The sequence below is a fragment of the Streptomyces sp. NPDC001507 genome, assembly GCF_042894765.1.
Lineage (GTDB): Bacteria > Actinomycetota > Actinomycetes > Streptomycetales > Streptomycetaceae > Streptomyces.
In genome coordinates, this window is sequence record NZ_JBIAVV010000001.1 from 431,479 (window position 1) to 453,286 (window position 21,808).

Below are 21,808 nucleotides of genomic sequence, written 5' to 3' on the forward strand. Positions count from 1 at the left end.
GTCAGGATCGATCGGCCAGGTCAAGCGCCCCAAGCCTTTAACGGATACGACGTTGCCATTAATGGTCGGGGCGCGTCAAGCGCCTCGGCGCCGACGTGCGGTTGCGGCCGCTACCGAGTCATCGCGTTGACGTGAACTCCGGAATAACGGTAACGTTGTAGCCGTTATCATTCGCTCCGCCCACGCTGTTTCAGTCGCGCGGCTTCCCTGGCTTGTTCCCCGAGGAGTACGAGGTGCTGGAGCAGTTCCGCAGGCACGCCTGGGCCTCAAGGGCGACGGAACCGGCCACGGCCACACTCTCCCGGCCCGATGACGTCGCCACGGCGCTGCACCCGGCCGCGGTCAGCAACAGCTGGGGCACCGGCGAGTTCTCCGAGGAGGCCTTCTACGACGGCCACTGCAAGCTGGCCGACTCGGTATGCGTCCAGTCGACCGGGGACTCCGGCTACCCCAGCGGCTACTCGGCCACCAACTCCTACGCCCTGGCCATCGGCGGCACCAGCCTCCGACTGGACGCCGAGGGCAACACCACGGGTGAGACGGCGTGGAGGTCCACCGGTGCCGGGCTGGGCTACTTCGAGCCGCGCCCGGCCTACCAGGACGGCGTGCAGTCCTCGCCACTGCGGGCCACGCCGGACGTCAGCTTCGTGGCCGATCCATCCACCGGCGTGCCCGTCTACATGACCATGACCGAAGGGGACACCACCAGTTCCGTGTGGTTCAAGGTGGGCGGCGCCAGCCTGTCAGCCCCGATCTGGGGCGCGATCATCGCCTCGGCCGACCAGCTCCGGGCCACCGCCGGCAAGCCGCACCTGGCTTCCGACGGCCCTGAGGGCGACACCGCGCACACCGATGTCTACGCGCTGGACAGCACCTCCCTGCGCGACATCACCTCCGGCTCCAACGGCCGCTGCGGTGCCGAGTGCACGGCTGGGCCGGGCTACGACACGGTCACCGGTCTCGGCTCGCCCGTCGCGGGCGTCGACGCAGCCTTGGCGGCGCTGAGGTAAGCGCCCAGCGCACGAACGCAGGGGCCCGGCATCCCTTCTGGACGCCGGGCCCCTGAGCTGTCAGTCGAGGCCGGGCCGGGCGCCGGGTGACCTCACGGGCGTCGTCCGGAGGGACGCCGACCATGCGCAGGACCATCTCTGCCAGGTCGGAGACGGCCTCGTCCCCGTCGAGGTCAGGACGGACCAGCCCCAGCGCCACAAGGGACATCAGTGTGCCGCCCACGGCAGACAAGGTGGTTGTCGCGTTTCGGCAGGTGAAGCGGCCCCATGCGGTGCCGTTCACCAGGTCGTTGGTCAGCCACCACCCCGCACGCGTTAGGGGCCGCGCGGCGTCCTCGACGGCGGCCCACTCCGCCTCGCCGGTGGTGCCTTCGGCGACGAGGGCGGTGTACGCGGCGGCCACGAGCTGGTGGCGGCAGCGGGTGCCCCAGGTGATGGCGCGGTCGGTTCCCTCCAGGGGAGGCACCCGATACCGCGTCGACCACTCCTCGGCCTCGGCCTGCTCCGCGACTCGCTTCTTCGCCAGCCAGTCGGCCTTGGACTCGGTGTCCTCGTCTTGGGCGGCGCGCCAGCAGTCGGTGCTTATCTGCACTTCACCTGAACGAGTGCGATACGAGGGCGAGATCCGTCGCGGTGGGTTCCGCCGCTGGGTACCGTGTGTACATGTCCACTCGCGCGGAGTTGCGTCACATACGCCGTATCGACCGCTGCATGGGGATCATTCTGCCGAGGGTGGTCCGACGCGTGCTCAACGGCACGGTGTCGCAGCCCGGTTGGTTGCCTCGTCGCTTGATGACCCTTGTGTCGGGTGACGTCGACCTGGATGCCGGCGTCGGCGCAGTCTGGCTCGTCTGGCGTCCCGGATCTGCGAGAACGGAGACGCATACTGCACTGATTGAGCGCTGCGGCGAGAAGTGGCGGTGCATAGGTCGGGGGAGTGCGTCGGGCGGTGATCTGCCAGCCGAGAGGCGGGCGGTGGGCCAGCCAGGGCAGGTCGGCATGATCGAGCTCGGCGGAGGCACAGGTTGCCTGAACCATGCCTATCGCCTGCGGCATCGTCGTCCGGACTCCATAGGGATGGGCCCGTGGGTCGGGTCCAGCGAACTCCGGGTGGCGGCCGAGGTGGATCATCTCCTCCTCGGTGACCGACGGGTCGAGGTGCCTGGGCATGGGTGGCTCGTCGTGGTCTGGAAGTCCCCGTCCACGGGCCACGGGGGGATGCGCCCGCTCCTCGTGGCTGTGGGGGGTGACGGCTCGGAACTCTCCAGGATCGGCCCTCACGACGGTATGGACAGCTATACCTGGGCAGAGTTGCGAGGCCAGGTGGAGTGGTAGCTGCGAGTCCTTCGTCAGCGCGGTCCTCCGGGTCCGAGAAGCCGTATCTCACCGAACGTGATCCGTTGATTTCTACTGGTCAGGCATGGTTTGGCTCGGGGTGAGGGAGGCATGCGGACGTCTTGTATCTGCTTCATGACCGAGGGGTGCGCGGTGGCGTCGGTGCTGGGAATGCTGGAGGAGCGGGAGGCGGCTGCCCGGGTACGGGTGGAGGGCCTGTGGGAGGAAGCCGCGCGGTTGGCTGAGGTGTTGGAGGCCGCGGCGATCGAGCTGGATCGGCGGGTGATCGCGCGGGAGGAACTGGTCGAGGACCTGGCCTTGTCCGCCTCCGAGACGACTGCCGTGACCGAGGCGGAGCAGGAAACGGTGCCCTCACCAGTGCCGGGGTCGGTGGTGCCGCCCTGGCGGGACGCCTGCCGGTGACCGTGCTCGCGCCCGGCTACCAGCGGCCTGGCAGAACGCGGGTGGGTCCTCCTGGAGGCATCGGGGATGTTCAGTGCCGGCCGGCGGCCCGTGGCCGTGCCAGACGCCGGCTCATCCACGTGACCGTCTCCCACCGGATCACCGCCTCGCTGCTGGCCGGAAACGTCTCGTAGTCCCGGGCCAGACGGCGGGAGTTCATCAACCATGCGAACATGCGCTCTGCCACCCGGCGTCTGGGCAGCACCACGAACCCTGTCATGCCGTCGGTGCACATGACGATCTCCAAGGTCCGGGCGAGTTTGTCCACGGCAGACCGGTGCCGGGCTTGCCGGGCCTGCGAGCTACAGGAACTCGCTCCGGTAGGTCGACGCCAACTCGGCGGCCCGGTGACGGCGTTCGGCGAGTTCGTTGTCCGACAGCTGCGGGGGCGGTGCGTCTTTGCCGACGACGACGTCACCGATGCGTGTGAAGTATTCGTCCTGGCCTGCGGGGGTGCACATGCACAGCATGCGGGCCGGCGCACCCGACGCGTTGCGAAAGTTGTGCGGCGCGTTGGCCGGGATGTTGATCGTGGACCCGGCCCGTACGGTGTGTTTTTCGCCGCGGAAGGTGAACTCGATCTCGCCCTCGAGGATCGTGAACATCTCCTCGAAGTCGTGCCGGTGCGGCGGCGGGCCTCCGCCGTCGGGGATGCGCATGTCGATCAGGCAGTACCGGCCGTCGGTCTGCTCGCCGGTGATCAGCATGCCGTAGGTGTTGCCCACCAGTGAGATGTACGTCGTGCCGGGGTCGTCAGGGTTCGCCACGGTCAGCGAGCGCGACGGATCGTCGTCGGGGATCATCGGGGTCGTCTCCTTCACAGCTCAGTCAGGTGGGCGCGTCAGGCGCCGGGCGTGACGACGACCTTGCCGCTGGGCAGTACGCCCGCGGCAGCGTCGGCGTGCAGGGCCGGCAGCTCGGCCAGCGGCACCCGCCGGGCGACCTCGACGCGCAGCTCGCCGCCGTCGATCAGCTCCGCCAGGTGCGACAGCTGCTCCGCGTCGCTGCGGACGAACAGGTCGATGCCGCGTACGCCGCGCTCCTCGTCGGTGGGAGCGGGCATCCACACGGTGGTGTTCACCAGGACACCGCCGGGGCGGATCAGACCGAGGAGCGCATCCAGCTGTGCCGGTTCGACCGGCGCGAGGGTTGAGTACGACGTCGACCGGCTGGCTCACCGCCGCGACGACGTCGGCGGTCGTATGGTCGATGACCTCGTCCGCACCCGCGGCCGTGACGCGCCGACTGCTGCGCGGACCGGCCGTGGCGATCACGAAGGCGCCGGCCTGCTTGGCCAACTGCACGGCGAAGCCGCCGACCGCTCCGCCCGCACCGTTGACCAGCACGCGCTGCCCGGCGGTCAGCTCGGCGTGCTCGAACAGCGCCTGCCACGCGGTCAGGCCCACCAGCGGCAGCGCGGCCGCGTCGGACAGCGCAACGCTCTTGGGCGCCGGCGTCAGGGCCTCAACCGGGGCCAGGACATACTCCGCGGCGGCGCCGGGTCCCGCCATCGGCAGGAAGCCGATGACCTGGTCCCCGACCTGGACGCCGGTCACGCCCTCGCCGAGCGCGTCGACCGTGCCGGCGACGTCGATGCCGGGTGTGTGCGGCAGCGTCACAGGGATCGGCCCCTGCATGAACCCGGCGCGGATGTTGGCGTCGACCGGGTTGAACGACGTCGCCGCAACACGGACACGCACCTGCCCGGCGCCTGGAACCGGCTGCTCCACGTCCTCGTAACGCAGGACGTCGGGGTCGCCGTACTGGTGGAAGCGCACTGCCTTCATAGTTCTTCTCACTTTCGCCCGCGGGGTCGCGGTCGCCTTGCGCCGCGTGCGAAGCAAGACACGGTGGCTGCGGCGCCGGCACGGCTGGCAGGCGGTAGATCGTTGTGGAGGTCGAAGCGCCACCAAGCGTAGGAACAGGCGTACGTGGAACGGGTGTACCTTCGCGACACAGGATGGGATTCCGGCGACATCCTCATCGGGGCGGAGGGCACATGACGAGCAGGCCGCGTTTCCGTGGCCCGGGGGGCAGGGTGGGTACGTTCACCGTCGACGCCGACTCCACCGGCACCGGTCGGGGAACGTGGGAGCCGTTCACCGACACCTGGAACGACCGCATGAGGGACCTGTACCCGCTGCCGGAATTCAGCGCTTCCACGGTCGACGGCTTCCAGGGAACGATGCGCTCGGTGACGCTGGAAGACACCGCCGTCAACGAGCTCTGGGCATCCTCATCCGTGAGCACCCGGGCAGTCGGAACGCACGAGCACGATCAGATCAGGCTGTACGTCGGGCTGCGCGGTGCGGTGGCCCTGCAGAACCCGCACGATCAGGGCGGTGACGTGTACGTCTCGGCCGGCACCTACTTCATGCACCACGTCGTGACGGAGAATCACTTCCACACCACCCCTGTGATCGGCACTCGCATCTTCATCTTTCCCGGCGACGCCCTGCGGCCCCTGGTCGCCGGGAAACCGCGCACCGGCCAGGCCACCTCGCCCGCAGCGCAGATCCTCATGGCACACACCAGCATGGTGCAGCGGACCGTGAGCGGCCTCCGCCCGGCGGGGGCGCACGCGTCCCGCAACGCCCTGCTCGAACTCGCCAAAGGGCTGATCCTCGACCATTTCGACGACCGCGAGCCCGCCTTCACCCCGGCGCTGGCGCAGGCGGCCAAGGACCTGGCAGATGCCCAGCTCACCGACGCCGAGTTGTCGCCGGCCGCGGTCGCCGCGCAACTGCACGTCTCCGTCCGGACCCTGCAGCGGTCCTTCGCGAGTGTGGACGAGTCGTTCAGCGCCTACATCCGCCGCCGACGCCTGGAGGAAGCGGCCGAGGCACTCACCGCGTCCGGGTCACGGCTCACCGTCTCCGAGGCGGCCGCGCGTTGGCACTTCACCGACAGCAGCCACTTCATCCGCGCTTTCAAGAAGCAATACCACGCGACACCAGCACAATTCGCACGCCGACTGACGTAACGCCTCACCCGGCCGCCGCGCGGAGCAGCGCCGGGAAGGCCGCGAAGCTGTCCACCATGTGCTCGGGTGTGACCACGCGGCTACCCATCAGTGCCGGCCGGCGGCACGTGGCCGTGCCAGACGCCGGCTCATCCGGAGGGTGGAGCCTTCCAGGAGAATCTGATTATCCGTCAGTAAAGTCAGCATTGAGTCAGCATCAGTCCGATCAAAGCTGACCACGGCTGGCGAATCCTGTACTTCGAGGGGTGACGGAACGGGCGGTGTTACGCGGTTTGCTCTCGCTATCTTGATGAACCGGGCGGGGCGTCTCTCGCCTCGCCCGGTGGTGCGTGTGCGGGGTCGCGAAATCCCAGCTCAGCGCACTCGCCCCCGTGGCTTCAGTGGTACCGGCGGCAGTTCGGGGGCGGGCAGGGGCGCTCCGTCGTAACCCTTCACTTCCCCAAATCGCGTCCCGCTCATCCAGTCCTCCCGGGCCCGCTCGATATCCTCCTGCGTGCGTCCGACGAAGTTCCACCACATGATCAGCTCCTCCTCGAACGGCTCGCCGCCCAGGAGCATGATCGCCGCGTCCGACTCGGCGCGCAGGGGGAGTTCGGTGCGGCCGCAGCCCAGGTAGAGCATGGAGCCCGGGAGTACCGGCACGCCGTCGACGTGTACCTCGCCGGACATGGCGAGGACGCCGTACTCGAAGTCGGTCTGCAGAGGCAGGCGGAGGTCGGCGCCCTGGGCGAGGGACAGGTCCGCGCCGACGATGGGGGTGAACGTCGTACCGGGGGACGTCGCGCCGTCGAGGGAGCCGAGGATGACCGTGGCGGTCAGGCCGGGCGCCGTGACCGTCGGCAGGTCGGGGTGGTGCTCGAACCGCGGGTCCGTGTGGCGGTGCGAGTCCGGGAGAGCCACCCACAGCTGGGCGCCGTGCAGGTACCGGGCGTGCGGCCTGGGGCTCTCCTCGGAGTGGCTGATCGCCCGGCCCGAGGTCATCAGCCCCAGCTCGCGGGGGCGGATCGTCTGCAGGCTGCCGGTCGAGTCGCGGTGCAGGACCTCGCCCTGGTGCAGCCAGCTGACCGTCTGCAGCCCGATGTGCGGGTGCGGCGGGACCTGCATCCCGGGCTCGTCGGCGATGTCGTCGGGGCCGTAGTGGTCGACGAACGCCCAGGCGCCGATCATGCGGCGGCCGAGGTTCGGCAGCAGCCGGCGCACCTCGGTCGACTCGCCGAGTTGCACGTGGCGGGGGCTCAGCAGCTCGCGGACGGGTTCGGCGACGACGAATCCGCGGCCGCCGCACACGCTCGGAACGGGCGCGCGGTCAAGGTTGCTCATGTCGGACAACTTAGCGGCCGAAGGTCCCCCTTGCCGAGCGGTCGGCCGGTCGTACGGAATCCGTCCCTCACGTTGTGGAAGACGGCTCTGTCCGCGTGCGAGCGGCCCCCGTCACGACGACCGCCCGCCGGTACGTCACGGAGCGGGCCGTGCGGGGCGGCGAACGCCGGTCGCCGCTCCGCACGGGTGTGCTCGGGTCCGCCGTGGCGTACGTCAGCGGGCGGTCAGTTTCCACAGGTGGTCGGCGGTGCCGTTGTCGTCCCACTGGAGGACCTGGGCGCCGGACGAGGTGCTCATGCCGGTCACCCCGAGCAGCAGCCCGCTGTTGTAGTTGGCGATCTTGTAGGAGCCGTCGCCGGACGGGATCAGCTGCCAGAGGTGGTCGGCGGTGCCGTTGTCGCCCCAGATCAGGGCGGTGCCGCCGTCGCTCGTGCCCGCGTCGGTGATGCCGAGGAGCAGGCCGCTCGCCTGCTGCCGGATCTTGTAGAGGCCGTTGCCCGCCGCGACCAGGGTCCAGTTCTGGTCGGTGCCCGTGGTGGCGGCGGCCTGGACGACGAGGGTGCCCTGGGCGGTGCCCGCGCCGCTGGTGTCCAGGGCGAGGCCGCTGTTCCTGTTGGTGATCTGGTAGCGGCCGGCGAGCGAGGTGGCGGTGCCGCTCGGGGTGACGGTCAGGTGATAGCCGTCGGAGGCGTTCATCGTGACCGGCACGGTGATCGAGCCGCCGCTGACCGTGTAGTCGGAGTCCGAGATCGTCACCGGACCGGCGACCGCGGTCGTGCGGCCCTTGGACGGCGTGTACTCCAGCCTGACGTGCACGGTGCTGCCGAAAGCGGAGAGCGAGGACAGCCCGTTGACGGTGACGGCACACGAGCCGGTGCAGCCGCCGGTGACCACGCTGATCTGGTTGCCCGCGCCGTTGCGGGCGGCGAAGCCGTCGATGCCGGTCTGCGCCGGCGGCGTCGTGACCAGCATGTTCCCCGACATGTCGCCGTACCACTTGTACAGCCAGTAGGCGCCGTCGGGTGATCCGCCGGTGTCCGTGAGGGTGTCGCCGAGGGTGCCGTAGTGGTTCCAGAAGGCCAGCTCGGCGTCGTGCACGCCGGCCCGCTCGAACTTGGCGACATAGCTCGCGAGCGGCCCGGGGACGCCGACCTCGCTCGTGGTGCCGTACTCCTCGACGGCGATCGGGCGGGGGCTGAGACCGAGGCTCGACTCCAGCGCCCGGTAGTCGGCCACGTGCGCCGCGATGTTCGCGCTGCTCTGCAGCTCGTGCCAGCTGACGATGTCCGGCACGGCGTTGTTCGCGACGGCGTCCTGGAGGAACGTCCTCATCTTGCTGTCGGTGTACGTCGCGAAGCTGGGCCCCTGAACGGGGGTGCCGGCGTCCTTCGCACGGACCTCCTTGTACGTCCGCGACCAGCCGTCGTCGAAGGCGCCCGCCGCAGAGGTGTCCCAGGTGCCGTCGGGCTCGTTCCACAGCTCGTAGGCGGCGACGTTCGTGGCCCCGGAGGACTTCACCGACGCGACCTGCCTGTCCACGGCCGACAGCCAGTCGCTCCAGCTCACCCACTTGTAAGGGAAGTCCGGGTACCAGTCCGGCATCCGTACGACGACCTTCGCGCCGGCCTTCGCCGCCTCGGGGGCGACGGTGAGGGCGTCACCGCCTGGAGTGGACTCGCCGTTGGGCAGCTGGCTGCCGCCGGGCGCCATCTGCACGAAGGTGTTCGGCTTCAGCGGCTCGACCAGGCTGTCCGTCGGCACGCTCGCCGTGTCGAGACCGTAGAGGCTGCCCGAGGCCACGTGCGTGACCGGCCGCAGCGTCTGGTCGGCGCTCACCACGAGGGTGGTGGCGGAGGTGGGCGCCGCGTGGGCGGGGGCGGCGGTGCCGAGGGCGGCCGTGAGGATCACGGCGGCGAGCGTGGCGCTGCGGGGTGTGCGGCTCATGGCATGCGTCTCCTCGAGGAGCCAGGGGGTGTCAGTCCTTCACCGCGCCCGCGGTCACGCCCGCGGCCACGTAGCGCTGGGCGAGGACCAGGAGGACGGCCGCGGGGACCGACGCGACGACGGCGGTGGCCATGATCGCGTTCCACTCCTGGTTGTTGTTGCCGATGTACTTGTAGATGCCGAGCGTGATCGGCTTCCAACTGCCGCCGCCGTCGAGGGTGTTGGCGAAGACGAAGTCGGACCAGGCCCACAGGAAGCCGAACAGCGAGACGGTGACGACCGCGTTGCGGCTCAGCGGGAGGACGACCGACCGGAAGGTGCGCCAGGTGCCGGCGCCGTCGATCCGGGCGGCCGAAAGGAGTTCGCCGGGGATGCCCGACATGAACGCGGTGAAGATCATGACGCCGAAGGGCACGGCGATGGTGGAGTCCGCGACGACCAGCCCCCACCAGGTGTTGAGCAGACCGAGGTCCAGGAAGATGCCGTAGAAGCCCATCGCCATGACGATGCCCGGGACCATCTGGGCGATCAGCAGGGCCAGGCTCAGCGCCCCGCCCCCGCGCGGGCGCAGCTTCGCCAGCGCATAGCCGGCCGGGGCGGCGATCAGGAGGGTGAGGGCGACCGTGCCGATGCCGATCAGCAGGCTGGTGCCCAGGTAGGGGAGCTGGTCGTCGAGGACCGCCCGGTAACCCTCGAAGGTCGGGTGCAGCGGGAGCAGGTCCGGCGGGTCCTTGCGCATGTCCTGCTGCGGGGTGAGGGACACGTTGAGCATCCAGTACACCGGGAACAGCATCAGCGCCGTGAGGAGGAGACCCAGCACGGTGTGGCCACGGGACTTCACGCCTCCTGCCTCCTCTGGACGCGGACGTACAGCAGGCCGAAGACCAGCGCGATCAGGATCAGCATGGTGCCGACGGCCGCACCGGGACCGAACCTGGGCAGCAGCGTGCCGAAGCCCAGCTGGTACGACCAGGTCGCCAGCGTGGCGGAGGCGTCGCCGGGGCCGCCCTTGGTCATGATCCAGATCAGGTCGAACACCTTGAGGGTGTAGACGAGCCCCAGCAGCAGGGTGATCGCCGACACCGGGCGCAGCAGCGGGAAGGTGATCCGGCGGAACTGCTGCCAGGCGCCCGCCCCGTCGAGGGCCGCCGCCTCGTACAGCTCACCGGGGATGTTCTGCAGGCCGCTGTACAGGATGACCAGGTTGAAGGGGATGCCGATCCAGATGTTGGCGACGATCACCGAGGTCAGCGCCCAGTCGGGCGAGGTCAGCCAGCCGATGGGGCCGACGCCGAGGAAGTGCAGGACGTAGTTCACCACCCCCGACTCGCTGTTGAACATCCACGACCACGTCGACGCCGACACGATCAGCGGCAGCAGCCAGGGGATCAGGAACAGTGCCCGCAGCACGGTCGAGAGCCGGAAGTGCCGGTTGAAGAAGACCGCGAGGGCCAGCCCGATGACGTACTGGAAGGCGATCGACACGAGGGTGAAGACCATGGTGTGCCGCAGCGCCGGGCCGAACGTCGGATCGTCCAGCACGGTACGGAAGTTGGCCCAGCCGGAGAACGGCGCGTCGCCCGCCACGAAGGAGCGCACGGTGTAGTCGCGCAGGCTCAGGTCGAGGTTGCGGTAGAGGGGATAGGCGTAGAAGGCGGTGAGGTAGAGGAGCAGGGGCGTCACGAAGGCAAGCGCCGTCAGCCGCCGCCGAAGGGACGGGGACAAGCGAACTTCCTGTGGTGCAGCGCCCTTGAAGGGGCGCGGGGAACTGCGCGACCAGCCCCCGCCAACCCGCAGATTGACGGCCACCGGTCAGCCCTTGCCCGCCGCAGCCTGCGCAGCGTTCAGCGCGTCCTGCGGGCTCTTCCCGCCGGAGAGCGCGGCCTGGACGGCCGTCCACAAGGGCTGCGAGATCGTCGGGTACCTGGTGCCGAGACCACCGCTGGTCCGGCCCCGCGCCGCCGTGACCGCCGCCACCCACGGCTTCAACTCCGCGTTCTTCGCCACCTGTTGGGACTGCACGGCGGAGGTCGGCGCCACGTACATGAGGGTGGTGTCGGTGGCCAGCAGGCTGGAGTCGCTGGTCAGGCAGCCGACGATCTTCTTGCTGACGTCATAGCGCGAGGTGTCCTTCTGCACGGGCACCGTGACGAACTCGCCACCCGTCGGCACCGGCGCCGAACCGCCGTTCTGCGCGGGGATGTTGATGACACCGTACCCGAACCCGGCCTTGTCGGCGTTGCCGAGCTGCCAGGTGCCGTTCTCACTGAACGCGTAGTCGCCGGTCGCGAACTCCTGCCAGCTGGTGGTCTGGGTGTTCTGCAGCACGTCCTTCGGCGCGTACCCCGCGTCCACCCACCGCTTCCACAGCGACAGCGCGGCAACTCCCGAGGCGGAGTCGAGCTTTGTCAGGTCGCCGCCCGCGCCCCAGAACCACGGCAGGAACTGGAAGCTGCCCTCCTCGGTGTTGATCGCCGAGAAGGTGATCCCCTTCTTCCCGGCCGCCTTGACCTTCTTCAGCGCGGCCGTGAGCGACGCCCAGTCCTTGACGGAGGCCGGGTCGACACCGGCCGCGGCGAGGACCTTCTTGTCGTAGTAGAGCGCGAGGGTGTTGGCGCCGATCGGGACGCCGTAGGCAGCGCCGTCGATCGTGCCGGCGCCGATGATGTTCTTCTGGATCGACGCGGTGTCCAGGCCCAGGTCACTGGTCTTGGTGAGGATCCCGGCCTCCACCAGCGTGGAGACCACCGGGTTGTCGACCAGCATCACGTCCGGCGCGTTGCCCTGCTGGGCGGCCAGCAGCGCCTTGTTGCCGAGGTCGGTGGTGTCGTACGCGGTCCGCTTGAGCCTCACCCCGGCCGCCGTGGCGCACGCGGCGACCCGCTTTCCCCAGTCGGAGGAGGCGTCGAACTGCGGGTACGGGTCCCAGAAGGTGTACGTCCCGCCGGCCGGGGACGACGATCCCGAGGAGCCGGAACCGCCACCGCAGGCGGTGAGGGGGAGCAGGGCGGCCGTGGCGAGGGCCAGGACGGTACGGCGGGTTGGTATCACGGGCTGACCTCGTTGTCGTAGGACGTCGGGTGTCTCAGGAGGTGGGGAGCCAGACGCGCATGCTGCCGTCCTCGCGGTTGGCCCAGACGTGGTACGGGATCGCGGTCAACTCGACCGGCTCACCCCCGGGTTCGGCCGCCGGTCCGGTCGCGGGGGCGTACGGCCACCAGCCCCGGTCCGGGATGCGGCGCCGCCGGCCCGCGGCCACCACGGTGGTGACACCGCCGAGCAGGTCCGGGCGGTGCTTCACGGCGAGCGGCCGGGACGGGTCGAGGACGATGTCGTCGAGACCGCCGTCCGGGTGGTCGACCTGCTCCAGGCAGTGCACGAGCGGCCCGCGCTCGATCGCCACACAGCCGCGTACCGCGTCCACGCGCGGGTCGGCCGCGGTGAGCCGGGGCTCCAGGGCGAGCTCGAGTACCACCAGGTCGCCGGGCGTCCAGGTCCGCGACAGCCGCAGCCAGCCGTCGTCGGCCGGCGAGTCGTACGTCTCCCCGCCGCACCGCACCCGGAACTCGCGGCACCACGCGGGGATGCGCAGCGACAGCGTCCACGGTTCGCCGGACGGCGTCTCCTCGACGGTGAACGCGATCGTGCCGTGCCAGGGGTAGTCCGTCTCGGCCCGCACCCGGACCCGGTCGGTCGCGTACGTGCCCGTGACGAACTGGTGGATCTGCAGGCCCTGTTCGTCACCCGACGCCAGGTAGTGCGGCAGACTCGCCAGCAGCCGCATCACGTTGGGCGGGCAGCAGGCGCAGCGGAACCAGCGGGTGCGGCGGGCCGACTGGTCGCCGCCGGTGTCGGTGTGGCCGTCGCGGACCTGGAGCGGGTTGACGTACAGCCAGCGCTCGCCGTCCAGTGAGACCCCGGCCAGGAAGCCGTTGTAGAGGGTGCGCTCGATCAGGTCGGAGTAGCGGGCCTCGCCGGTGAGCAGGGCCATGCGCCAGCTCCACTGGACGGAGGCGATGGCGGCGCAGGTCTCGCAGTAGGCGCGCTCGTTGGGGAGTTCGTAGGGGTCGCCGAACTCCTCCTGGTCGTGGTGCGCGCCGAGCCCGCCGGTGAGGTGGGTCTTGGTGGTCGTCATCGCGTTCCACAACCGCTCGCCCGCCGCCCGGAGTTCGGCGTCCCCGGTCTCCGCCGCCAGGTCCGCGGCCGCCGCCAGCAGGTACAACTGCCTTACGGCGTGGCCCTCGACGTCCGTCGCTGCCCGCAGCGGGACCCGGTCCTGGCAGTAGGCGTCGCCGCCGAGCAGGCCGTGGCCGTGCCGGTCGACGAAGTAACCCGCCAGGTCGAGGTAGCGGCGCTCGCCGGTCTCCCGGTACAGCTCCACCAGCGCCGTCTCCACCTCCGGGTGGCCGTCGATGCCGTCGAGGGGCCTGCCGCTGCCAGGGAGGCCGAACACCGAGTCGATGTGGTCGGCGAACCTCCGTGCGACGTTGAGGAGTTCGGGCCGGCCGGTGGAGCGGTGGTGGGCGACGGCGGCCTGGATCAGATGGCCGGCGCAGTACAACTCGTGCCCCCAGCGCAGGTCCTGGTACCGCTCACCCCCCTTGACCAGCTGGAACCAGGTGTTGAGATAGCCGTCGGGCTGCTGGGCTTCGGCCACCAGGGCGACGATCCGGTCCACGTCGGCGGCCAGCAATTCGCCACCCCCGTCGGCGAGTTGCCAGGAGGCCGCCTCCAGCCATTTGTAGACGTCGGTGTCGACGAACGGGTACGCGCCCTGGAACACGCCCTCGGCGGTGCCCGCCGCCAGCCGCAGGTTGTGCAGGTTTCCGGCGGACTCCAGCAGGTCCGGTCCCTGTGGGAGGGAGACGCGGGCGTTGGTCGCGCGCCGGTCGTGCCAGAAGCCGCCGTCGACGGTGACGGCCGCCGGGCGCAGCGCGGTCCTGGCATCAGGGGTGGGGCGGACCGGACCGGCGGGGGAGGGCAGGGCGGAGTGGGTGCGGGGCATGGTTCTCCGGGGTGGGGAGGGGCGGGGGCCGGGGCACACTGTTTCGGGATATCGAACGACGTTTGGAGAGTCGAGCACGAGGCGGCGCGGTGCGGCGGTGCGGAACCGGTCTGCGCAACCGTTTTCCCGCCGAGAAGTACAGGGCAGCCCGAGGGGCGGGTCAAGACGCCCGGCGCAGATTTTTCAAGTTGCCTGGTAGGACTGGTACTTCGGGCGGGCGGCTGCGACGATGTGGGGCGGCTCTGCCGTCGGGAGGCCGACGGTGGAGCCGAGGATCCGTTCAGGAAAAGGTTTGCCCGTGACCTCTGCTCCAGGCTCTCCGCCCGCCGGCCGGGCCAGGCTCGCCGATGTGGCCGCGCTCGCCGGTGTCAGCGTCGGTACGGCGTCCAAGGCGCTGAACGGCGCCGGCCGGATGCGCCCGGAGACCCGGCAACGGGTGCTGGACGCGGTGACGGCGCTCGGGTTCCGGCCCAACCAGCACGCGCAGAGCCTGCACAGCGGCCGCAGCTGGACGGTCGGCCTGATGACGACGGACGGCATCGGCCGCTTCAGCACCCCGGTGCTGCTCGGCGCCGAGGACGCGCTGGGCGCTGGGAAGATCTCCGTACTGCTCTGCGACACCCGCGGCGACGCCATCCGCGAGCAGCACCATCTGCGCACCCTCACCGACCGCCGGGTCGACGGCATCATCGTCGCCGGCCGCCGCACGGACCCCCGCCCGCCCCTGACCGGCATCGACCCGGCGATCCCGGTGGTCTACGCCCTCTCCCCGTCGAGCGACCCGGCCGACACCTCCGTCGTCACCGACGACCGCGGCGGCGCCCGGCTCGCCGTGGAGCACCTGCTCGTCACCGGTCGTACCCGCATCGCCCATGTCACCGGACCCGAGCACCACCAGGCCGCCCGCGACCGCGCCCGGCACGCGGTCGGGCACCTGGCCGAGGCGGGCCTCGAACTCGCCGCGGGGCGCGTGCACTTCGGGGAGTGGAGCGAGGCCTGGGGGAGGCGCGCCGCCGACGCGGTGCTGCGGACGGCACCCGGTACGGACGCCGTCTTCTGCGGCAACGACCAGATCGCCCGGGGGGTCGCGGACGCCCTGCGCGAGCGGGGGAGGGACGTGCCGGGGGACATCGCCGTGGTCGGCTACGACAACTGGGACACGATGGCCCTCGCCTGCCGGCCTCCGCTCACCACCGTCGACATGAACCTGGCCGAGATCGGGCGGATCGCGGCGCTCCGGCTGCTCCAGGCCATCGACGCCGAGCCGGCGCCGGGGGTGCACACGGTGCCGTGCCGGCTGGTGGTGCGGGAGTCGAGCTGACGTGGCGTGAGCCGAGCCGGTGTGGCGGCGGGCGCGCGGTGAATCTTCACCGCACCGGCCCGAATCCTGGTTGCTTAAGTCAATCAATTGACTTACATTCAGGAGGGTCGTGCAGACCCCAGCGGCTCTACGGAGGCCCGACCATGTCCCATGTACAGCCCCGGCCGGCAGCCGCCGGGGGCTCCGCCGCGCCGCGGACCAACGTCGTCGTCGCGGTGCTGGCCTTCGGCGGGATCGTGGTCTCGCTGATGCAGACCCTGGTGATCCCCATCGTGCCCGAACTGCCGAAGCTGCTCAGCGCCTCGGCGTCCAACGCGGCCTGGGCCGTCACCGCCACGCTCCTCGCGGCCGCCGTCGCCACCCCCGTGATGGGGCGGCTCGGCGACATGTACGGCAAGCGGCTGATGCTGCTGACCAGCGTGGTCATGCTGGTCGCCGGTTCGGTGACCGCCGCCCTGAGCGACACCCTCGTGCCGATGATCGTCGGGCGGGCCCTGCAGGGGCTGGCCTCCGGCGTGATCCCGCTCGGCATCAGCATCATGCGCGACGAACTCCCCGCCGAACGGCTCGGCTCCGCCACGGCGTTGATGAGCGCCTCGCTCGGCGTCGGCGGCGCCCTCGGCCTGCCCGCCGCCGCGCTGATCGCCGACCACTTCGACTGGCACGTGCTGTTCTGGACCTCGGCCGCGCTCGGCGTCGTCGCCGCCCTGCTCGTCCTCGTCCTCGTACCGGAGTCGAAGGTGCGCACCGGTGGCCGTTTCGACCTGCCCGGCGCCCTCGGCATGGCGGCCGGCCTGGTCTGTCTGCTGCTCGGCATCTCCAAGGGCGCCGACTGGGGCTGGTCCAGCGGCACCACGCTCGGCCTGTTCGGCGCCGCCGTGGTCATCCTGCTCGCCTGGGGTTTCTACGAACTGCGCACCCGGGAGCCGCTGGTCGACCTGCGCACCACGGCCCGCCGCCAGGTCCTCGTCACGAACCTCGCCTCGATCGCCTTCGGGTTCTCGATGTTCGCGATGTCCCTGGTGCTTCCGCAGCTCCTGCAGTTGCCTCGGGTGACCGGCTACGGTCTGGGCAAGTCGCTGCTCGACGCCGGCCTGGTGATGGCCCCGACCGGCCTCGTGATGATGGCCATGGCGCCCCTGTCCGCCCTCATCTCCAAGAACTTCGGCCCGAAGGTCACCCTGATGTGCGGCGCGGTGATCGTGGCCGCCGGGTACGGGCTCAACATCGTGCTGATGGACGCCGTCTGGCAGCTCGTGCTGGTCTCCTGCATCATCGGCGCCGGCATCGGCTTCGCCTACGGCGCGATGCCCGCGCTCATCATGGGCGCCGTCGACCCGCACGAGACGGCCGCCGCGAACAGCCTCAACACCCTGATGCGGTCCATCGGCACGTCGACCGCGAGCGCCGTCGCCGGAGTGATCCTGGCCCAGATGACCACCGTCTTCGGGACCGCGACCGTACCCTCCGAGAACGGCTTCAAGGTGGTCATGGCCGCCGGCTCGGGCGCGGCGGTCCTCGCGCTGCTCGTGGCCGCGTTCATCCCGCGCCGGAGGCCGGCCGCGGTGCGGGCCGCGGCGGTGCGGCCCGTGGCCGAACCCACGGTCGAGCAGCCGCCGGGCGCGGAGGAGACACCGCGGAACGTCCCCGCCGTCGGCGACGGCATCCGGGTGCACGGCCGGGTGCGCGGCGCCGACGGAACCGGCGTCGGCCGGGCCGCCGTCACCCTGATCTCGCCAGGCGGCCGCCAGCTCGGCCGCGCGGTGGCCGACTCCGGCGGCGGCTACGCGGTGACCGCACCCGGCGAGGGGACGTACGTCCTGATCGCCTCCGCCGACGGCTGCCGGCCGCAGGCCACCACCCTCGTCGTGGACGCCGAACCGGTCGCCTACGACCTGCTGCTCACCGGCAGCAGCGGCCTGGCCGGAGCGGTGCGGGCCGCGGACAGCGGAGCGCCGGTGGCCGGGGCGACCGTGGTCGTCACCGACGCGCGCGGGGACGTGCTCGCCACCCAGCAGACCGACGGGCTCGGCGAGTTCACGGTCGGCGACCTGGTGCCGGGCACCGTGACCCTCGCCGTAAGCTCGCCCAAGCACCGCCCGCTCGCCCTGCCCGTCGAGATATCCGGGACCGGTACCACCAGGGTCGACGTCGAGCTGCGGCCCGGCGCCCATGTCCGGGGCACGGTCCGCGGAGCGGGAGGCCCGCTGGGCGACGCCCGGGTCACGCTGGTGGACGCCGCCGGCAACGTCGTCGGCACGACCACCACCGGCGACGACGGCGCGTACGCCTTCTCCGACCTGGACAGCGGTCAGTACACGGTCGTCGCGACCGGCTACCCGCCGCACGCCGCCGGGGTGGCCGTCTCCGGCGCCGACGTCCACGACCACGACATCGAACTCGCCCATCCCGGGGCGTAGTTCGCAGGAGCTGCGCAGCGGGCCAGGCGAAGTGCAGTGCGGTTCGTCGGCGCCGCGGTCGGCCGACGACCTGCCGCGGCGCTTCCGGCGGAGCGCTCAGCCGTGCTCGGGCTGCCGGGCCGCCCACAGGCCGCGGACGTGGCCCAGGTGGCGGGTCATGACCTCGCGCACGGCCGGCTCGTCGCGGGCAAGCAGAGCGTCGAGGAGCTCCAGATGCTCCTCGGCGGAGGCCTTCAGGCGACCCGCCTCCACCAGCGCCGTCAGCCCGTACAGCCGCGAACGGCGCCGCAGGTCCCGTACCACCTCGACGAGATGGTCGTTGCCCGCCAGTGCCAGCAGCCGCAGATGGAAGGCCAGGTCGGCCTCGACGTAGTCGATCAGGTCGCCCTTCACGGCCGAGGTGACGATCTCCAGGGCGACCGGGCGCAACGCCTCCAGCTCGTCGGGGTCGGCGGTGGCCGCGAGGGCGACGGTCGTCGGAATCTCGATCAGGGACCGGACGTGCGTGTACTCGTCGAGCTGCCGCTCGGAGAGGGCGGTGACCCGGAACCCCTTGTTCGGGACGATCTCTACCATGCCCTCCTTCACCAGCTCCAGCATGGCCTCGCGCACCGGGGTCGCGGAGACGCCCAGGCGGGGAGCGAGCCCCGGCGCCGAGTACACCTCGCCGGGGCGCAGCTCACCGGCGATCAGCGCGGCACGCAGGACGTCCACGACCCGCTCCCGGAAGTTCGGCTTCCGGCCGCCGAGCGACGGAATGGCGGGCTTGGCGGTGGGCGGGCTGCTGGGCCGGTCGGCCATGGCGGAACTCCTGGATGGTCGTCGGGGGGTGAAAGCTGCCACAGATTTTCTAGTCATTCATAGTCACCTCTAGTCGCGTATTTCGAATATCTTGATCTTGTGAAGCTTTCGGAGTGGGCGCGGCAGCAGGGCGTGAGCTACCAGACCGCCTGGCGGTGGGTGAAGGACGGGAAGATGCCCGTCCCTGTTCGCCAGGCGCCGTCCGGGACGTGGCTGGTCGACGAGGTCGCCGTCCAGCCGTCCGGGCGGGTGGTGGCGTACTGCCGAGTGTCGTCCGCCGACCAGAAGACCGACCTCGATCGGCAGGCGGCCCGGGTGGTGGCTGGCGCGAACGGGTTGGGCCTGGCCGTCGGCGAGGTCGTCACCGAAGTCGGCTCAGGACTGGACGGGCGGCGCCGCAAGCTGCACCGCCTGCTGTCAGACCCGAACGCCGCCGTGGTCGTGGTCGAGCACCGTGACCGGTTGGCCCGGTTCGGCGTCGAGCACCTCGAAGCCGCCCTGTCGGCATCCGGGCGGCGGCTGGTCGTCCTCGACCCCGCCGAGACTGCTGACGACCTGGTACGGGACATCACCGAGGTGCTGACGTCGATGTGTGCTCGCTTGTACGGGCGCCGGGCGGCGAAGAACCGTGCAGCCCGCGCGGTGGCCGTGGCGACCGGCGAGGACGCCGAATGAAGAAGTTCCAGGCGCAGCCCGGGTTCGTGGTGCAGGCGTTCCGGTTCGCCCTGGACCCGAACGCCGCCCAGGAACGTTCGCTGCGTTCGCACTGTGGTGCGGCGCGTGCCGCGTACAACTGGGCTGTCGGCTGGGTCGAGGCGTCGTGGTGGCAGCGCCGCGCGGAGGAGACATACGGCGTCCCCGAGGCCGGGCTGACCCAGTGGCGGCCGTGGTCGCTGCCGTCGCTGCGGAAGGCGTTCAACGAGGCTAAGCACACCGGCCCACGGTTCGCCTCCTGGTGGGAGGAGAACTCCAAGGAGGCGTACAACACCGGCCTGGCGAACGCTGCTGCCGCGTTCGACAACTACGCGAAGTCCCGGCAGGGCAAGCGGCGTGGCCGTGCGATGGGCATGCCGCGTCTCAAGTCGAAGCGGAAGGCACGTCTGTCCTGCCGGTTCACGACCGGCACGATCCGCGTGGACGCCGACGGCCGACACGTGACACTGCCGAGGCTGGGCACGATCCGTACCCACGAGCCTGCCGGGAAGCTCCTCGCAGGCGTCCAGGCCGGGACGGCCCGGATCCTGTCCGCAACCGTGCGGCACGAACGCGGACGCTGGCTCGTCTCGTTTCAGACCGAGGTCGAGCGCGACCTCGAACACGTGGCGCGGCCGGAGGTGGCGGTCGGCATCGACCTCGGGGTGAAGACCCTCGCGGTGACGGCCGACAGCACCGGCGAGATCCGCACAGTGCCCAATCCCCGGCACTACGACCGGGCGCGTGAGCAGCTGCGCCGCGCATCCCGCGTCGTGTCCCGCCGCCAGGGCCCCGACCGGCGCACCGGGCAGAAACCCTCCCGCCGGTGGGAGAAGGCCAACGCCCAGCGGAACAAGGTCCACCACCGGGTGGCGAACCTCCGCCAGGACGCCCTGCACAAGCTCACCACGGGCGTTGCGGCCGAGTACGGCACCGTCGTAGTCGAAGACCTCAACGTCGCCGGGATGCTCCGTAACCGGCGCCTGGCCCGACAGATCGCCGACGCCGGATTCGGCGAGATCCGCCGCCAGCTCACCTACAAGACCCGCCGGCGCCACGCCACCCGCCTCGTGGTCGCGGACCGCTGGTACCCGTCCTCGAAGACCTGTTCCGGGTGCGGCACGGTGAAAGCCAAGCTGCCGCTGCACATCCGGACGTACGAATGCGACGCCTGCGGCCTGGTCATTGACCGGGACGACAACGCCGCACTCAACTTTGCCGCGCTCGCGGCAGCCGCAGTAACTGGTACCGGAGTGGCCGGAGACCAGGGCACTGTCCCGGCGGTGTCGAAGCCTCGTGGAGCCGACCGCAAGACCCGCACCACCCGTCCCCGCCGTAAGGCGGAGGCGGGGCGGGCAGGTGGCGCAACCCTGCCACACCAGCGGCAGACGGAGACGAGAGACCGTACTCAAGCCGAAGCCCTCACGCTCTGGTGATGTGACGGACCTTCCGGGCAGAAACGCCCGGAACGCTGAGACCCGACTACGGTCTCGGCAACGGAATCAGAGTACGAAGCCGGCCGGGAACGGGTCGGCAGGGTCCAGCAGATACTGGGCGGTGCCGGTGATCCAGGCCCGCCCGGTGAAGCTGGGCAGTACCGCCGGGCGACCCGCGACCTCGGTGGTGCCGAGGAGCCGGCCGGTGAACCGGGTGCCGATGAACGACTCGTTCACGAACTCGGTGTCCAGCGGGAGTTCGCCGCGGGCGTGCAGCTGGGCCATCCGGGCGCTGGTGCCGGTGCCGCAGGGGGAGCGGTCGAACCAGCCGGGATGGATGGCCATCGCGTGCCGGGAGTGGCGGGCCGTGGCGCCGGGGGCGATCAGATGGACGTGGTGGCAGCCGCGGATGGACGGGTCCTCGGGGTGGACGGGCTCCGCCTCGGCGTTGATCGCCGCCATGAGGGACAGACCCGCCCGGAGGATGTCGTCCTTACGGGTGCGGTCGAAGGGGAGGCCGAACTCGTCGAGGGGGAGGATGGCGTAGAAGTTTCCGCCGTATGCCATGTCATATGTCACTGACCGGCCGTCAGCCAGCACGATCTTCCGGTCCAGCGCGACCGGGAACGACGGTACGTTCCGCAACGTGACGTTCCGCGCCGCGCCGTCCTCCACCGCCACCTCGGCGACGACCAGGCCGGCCGGGGTGTCGAGCCGGATGGTGGTCACCGGTTCCACGACCTCCACCATCCCGGTCTCCACGAGCACCGTCGCCACGCCGATCGTGCCGTGCCCGCACATCGGCAGATAGCCGGAGACCTCGATGTAGACCACGCCCCAGTCGCAGTCGGGCCGCGTCGGCGGCTGCAGGATCGCCCCGCTCATCGCGGAGTGCCCGCGCGGTTCGTTCATCAGCAACTGCTTGATGTCGTCGCGGTGTTCACGGAAGTACAGCCGCCGCTCGTTCATGGTCGCGCCGGGGATGGTGCCGATCCCGCCGGTGATCACCCGGGTCGGCATGCCCTCGGTGTGCGAGTCGACGGCGTGCAGGACGAGTTTGCTGCGCATGACGCTCCTG

Annotated in this window: 18 protein-coding genes and 1 pseudogene; 7 read left to right on the top strand and 12 right to left on the bottom strand. The window is 70.7% G+C overall.

Going from position 1 to position 21,808, the window contains the following annotated elements; all coding sequences use genetic code 11:
• The first annotated feature begins 233 nt into the window (after window positions 1-233).
• A complete protein-coding gene (locus ACFY0K_RS02040) occupies window positions 234-1,010 on the top strand; it encodes a hypothetical protein (protein ID WP_390638155.1) in 777 nt (258 codons plus the stop codon).
• Here the strand turns inward: ACFY0K_RS02040 and ACFY0K_RS02045 are convergent.
• Window positions 952-1,602 carry a hypothetical protein gene (locus ACFY0K_RS02045; protein WP_390638156.1) on the bottom strand — a complete coding sequence of 217 codons (651 nt, stop codon included), beginning with the start codon at window positions 1,600-1,602 and terminating at the stop codon, window positions 952-954. The genes ACFY0K_RS02040 and ACFY0K_RS02045 overlap by 59 nt on opposite strands.
• Window positions 1,603-2,498: 896 nt before the next feature.
• Between ACFY0K_RS02045 and ACFY0K_RS02050 the strand changes: the two genes are divergently transcribed.
• Entirely contained in the window at window positions 2,499-2,768 is a 270-nt protein-coding gene (locus ACFY0K_RS02050) for a hypothetical protein (RefSeq protein ID WP_390638157.1), read from the top strand.
• 70 nt (window positions 2,769-2,838) lie between these two features.
• Here ACFY0K_RS02050 and ACFY0K_RS02055 read toward each other — a convergent pair whose 3' ends face one another.
• The 3 genes and pseudogenes from ACFY0K_RS02055 to ACFY0K_RS02065 form a co-directional block, all read right to left on the bottom strand.
• Window positions 2,839-3,075, bottom strand: a complete 237-nt coding sequence (locus ACFY0K_RS02055) for a hypothetical protein (RefSeq protein ID WP_390638158.1) — start codon at window positions 3,073-3,075, stop codon at window positions 2,839-2,841.
• 34 nt (window positions 3,076-3,109) lie between these two features.
• Entirely contained in the window at window positions 3,110-3,610 is a 501-nt protein-coding gene (locus ACFY0K_RS02060; RefSeq protein WP_020131489.1) for a cupin domain-containing protein, read from the bottom strand.
• A gap of 38 nt (window positions 3,611-3,648) precedes the next feature.
• Window positions 3,649-4,594 (bottom strand): annotated as a pseudogene (locus tag ACFY0K_RS02065) (NADP-dependent oxidoreductase).
• A gap of 251 nt (window positions 4,595-4,845) precedes the next feature.
• Here ACFY0K_RS02065 and ACFY0K_RS02070 point away from each other — a divergent pair.
• Window positions 4,846-5,790, top strand: coding sequence for a helix-turn-helix domain-containing protein (locus ACFY0K_RS02070; RefSeq protein WP_390638159.1), 945 nt, complete (start codon window positions 4,846-4,848; stop codon window positions 5,788-5,790).
• A gap of 354 nt (window positions 5,791-6,144) precedes the next feature.
• Here the strand turns inward: ACFY0K_RS02070 and ACFY0K_RS02075 are convergent, their stop codons facing one another.
• From ACFY0K_RS02075 to ACFY0K_RS02100, 6 genes are all read right to left on the bottom strand, one after another.
• Window positions 6,145-7,110 (bottom strand): pirin family protein, encoded by a 966-nt coding sequence (locus ACFY0K_RS02075; RefSeq protein ID WP_390638160.1) that lies wholly within the window; start codon window positions 7,108-7,110, stop codon window positions 6,145-6,147.
• Between the two features lie 213 nt (window positions 7,111-7,323).
• On the bottom strand, window positions 7,324-9,054 hold the full coding sequence (locus ACFY0K_RS02080; RefSeq protein ID WP_390638161.1) for an RICIN domain-containing protein: 1,731 nt from the start codon (window positions 9,052-9,054) through the stop codon (window positions 7,324-7,326).
• Between the two features lie 31 nt (window positions 9,055-9,085).
• On the bottom strand, window positions 9,086-9,847 hold the full coding sequence (locus ACFY0K_RS02085) for a carbohydrate ABC transporter permease (protein ID WP_388713455.1): 762 nt from the start codon (window positions 9,845-9,847) through the stop codon (window positions 9,086-9,088).
• Window positions 9,848-9,891: 44 nt separating this feature from the next.
• On the bottom strand, window positions 9,892-10,779 hold the full coding sequence (locus tag ACFY0K_RS02090) for a carbohydrate ABC transporter permease (protein WP_390638162.1): 888 nt from the start codon (window positions 10,777-10,779) through the stop codon (window positions 9,892-9,894).
• An 87-nt stretch (window positions 10,780-10,866) separates the two neighbouring features.
• Entirely contained in the window at window positions 10,867-12,105 is a 1,239-nt protein-coding gene (locus tag ACFY0K_RS02095) for an extracellular solute-binding protein (RefSeq protein WP_390638163.1), read from the bottom strand.
• A gap of 34 nt (window positions 12,106-12,139) precedes the next feature.
• Window positions 12,140-14,059 (bottom strand): glycoside hydrolase family 127 protein, encoded by a 1,920-nt coding sequence (locus ACFY0K_RS02100; RefSeq protein ID WP_390638164.1) that lies wholly within the window; start codon window positions 14,057-14,059, stop codon window positions 12,140-12,142.
• 298 nt (window positions 14,060-14,357) lie between these two features.
• On the opposite strand from ACFY0K_RS02100, the gene ACFY0K_RS02105 reads away from it, so the two are divergent.
• Window positions 14,358-15,380: a LacI family DNA-binding transcriptional regulator gene (locus tag ACFY0K_RS02105; RefSeq protein ID WP_390638165.1), complete on the top strand. Its 1,023-nt coding sequence runs from the start codon at window positions 14,358-14,360 to the stop codon at window positions 15,378-15,380.
• Window positions 15,381-15,523: 143 nt separating this feature from the next.
• Window positions 15,524-17,800, top strand: coding sequence for an MFS transporter (locus ACFY0K_RS02110; RefSeq protein ID WP_390638166.1), 2,277 nt, complete (start codon window positions 15,524-15,526; stop codon window positions 17,798-17,800).
• A 96-nt stretch (window positions 17,801-17,896) separates the two neighbouring features.
• Here ACFY0K_RS02110 and ACFY0K_RS02115 read toward each other — a convergent pair whose 3' ends face one another.
• Window positions 17,897-18,601: a GntR family transcriptional regulator gene (locus ACFY0K_RS02115; RefSeq protein ID WP_382727111.1), complete on the bottom strand. Its 705-nt coding sequence runs from the start codon at window positions 18,599-18,601 to the stop codon at window positions 17,897-17,899.
• A 99-nt stretch (window positions 18,602-18,700) separates the two neighbouring features.
• On the opposite strand from ACFY0K_RS02115, the gene ACFY0K_RS02120 reads away from it, so the two are divergent.
• Both ACFY0K_RS02120 and tnpB read left to right on the top strand, forming a co-directional pair.
• Window positions 18,701-19,276: an IS607 family transposase gene (locus tag ACFY0K_RS02120; RefSeq protein WP_351955248.1), complete on the top strand. Its 576-nt coding sequence runs from the start codon at window positions 18,701-18,703 to the stop codon at window positions 19,274-19,276.
• Complete coding sequence (gene tnpB / locus ACFY0K_RS02125; RefSeq protein WP_390638167.1) at window positions 19,273-20,730, top strand: IS607 family element RNA-guided endonuclease TnpB; 1,458 nt, start codon at window positions 19,273-19,275, stop codon at window positions 20,728-20,730. The genes ACFY0K_RS02120 and tnpB overlap by 4 nt, the downstream gene beginning before the upstream one ends.
• A 66-nt stretch (window positions 20,731-20,796) precedes the next feature.
• Here the strand turns inward: tnpB and ACFY0K_RS02130 are convergent, their stop codons facing one another.
• A complete protein-coding gene (locus ACFY0K_RS02130) occupies window positions 20,797-21,798 on the bottom strand; it encodes a proline racemase family protein (protein WP_390638168.1) in 1,002 nt (333 codons plus the stop codon).
• Window positions 21,799-21,808 lie beyond the last annotated feature (10 nt).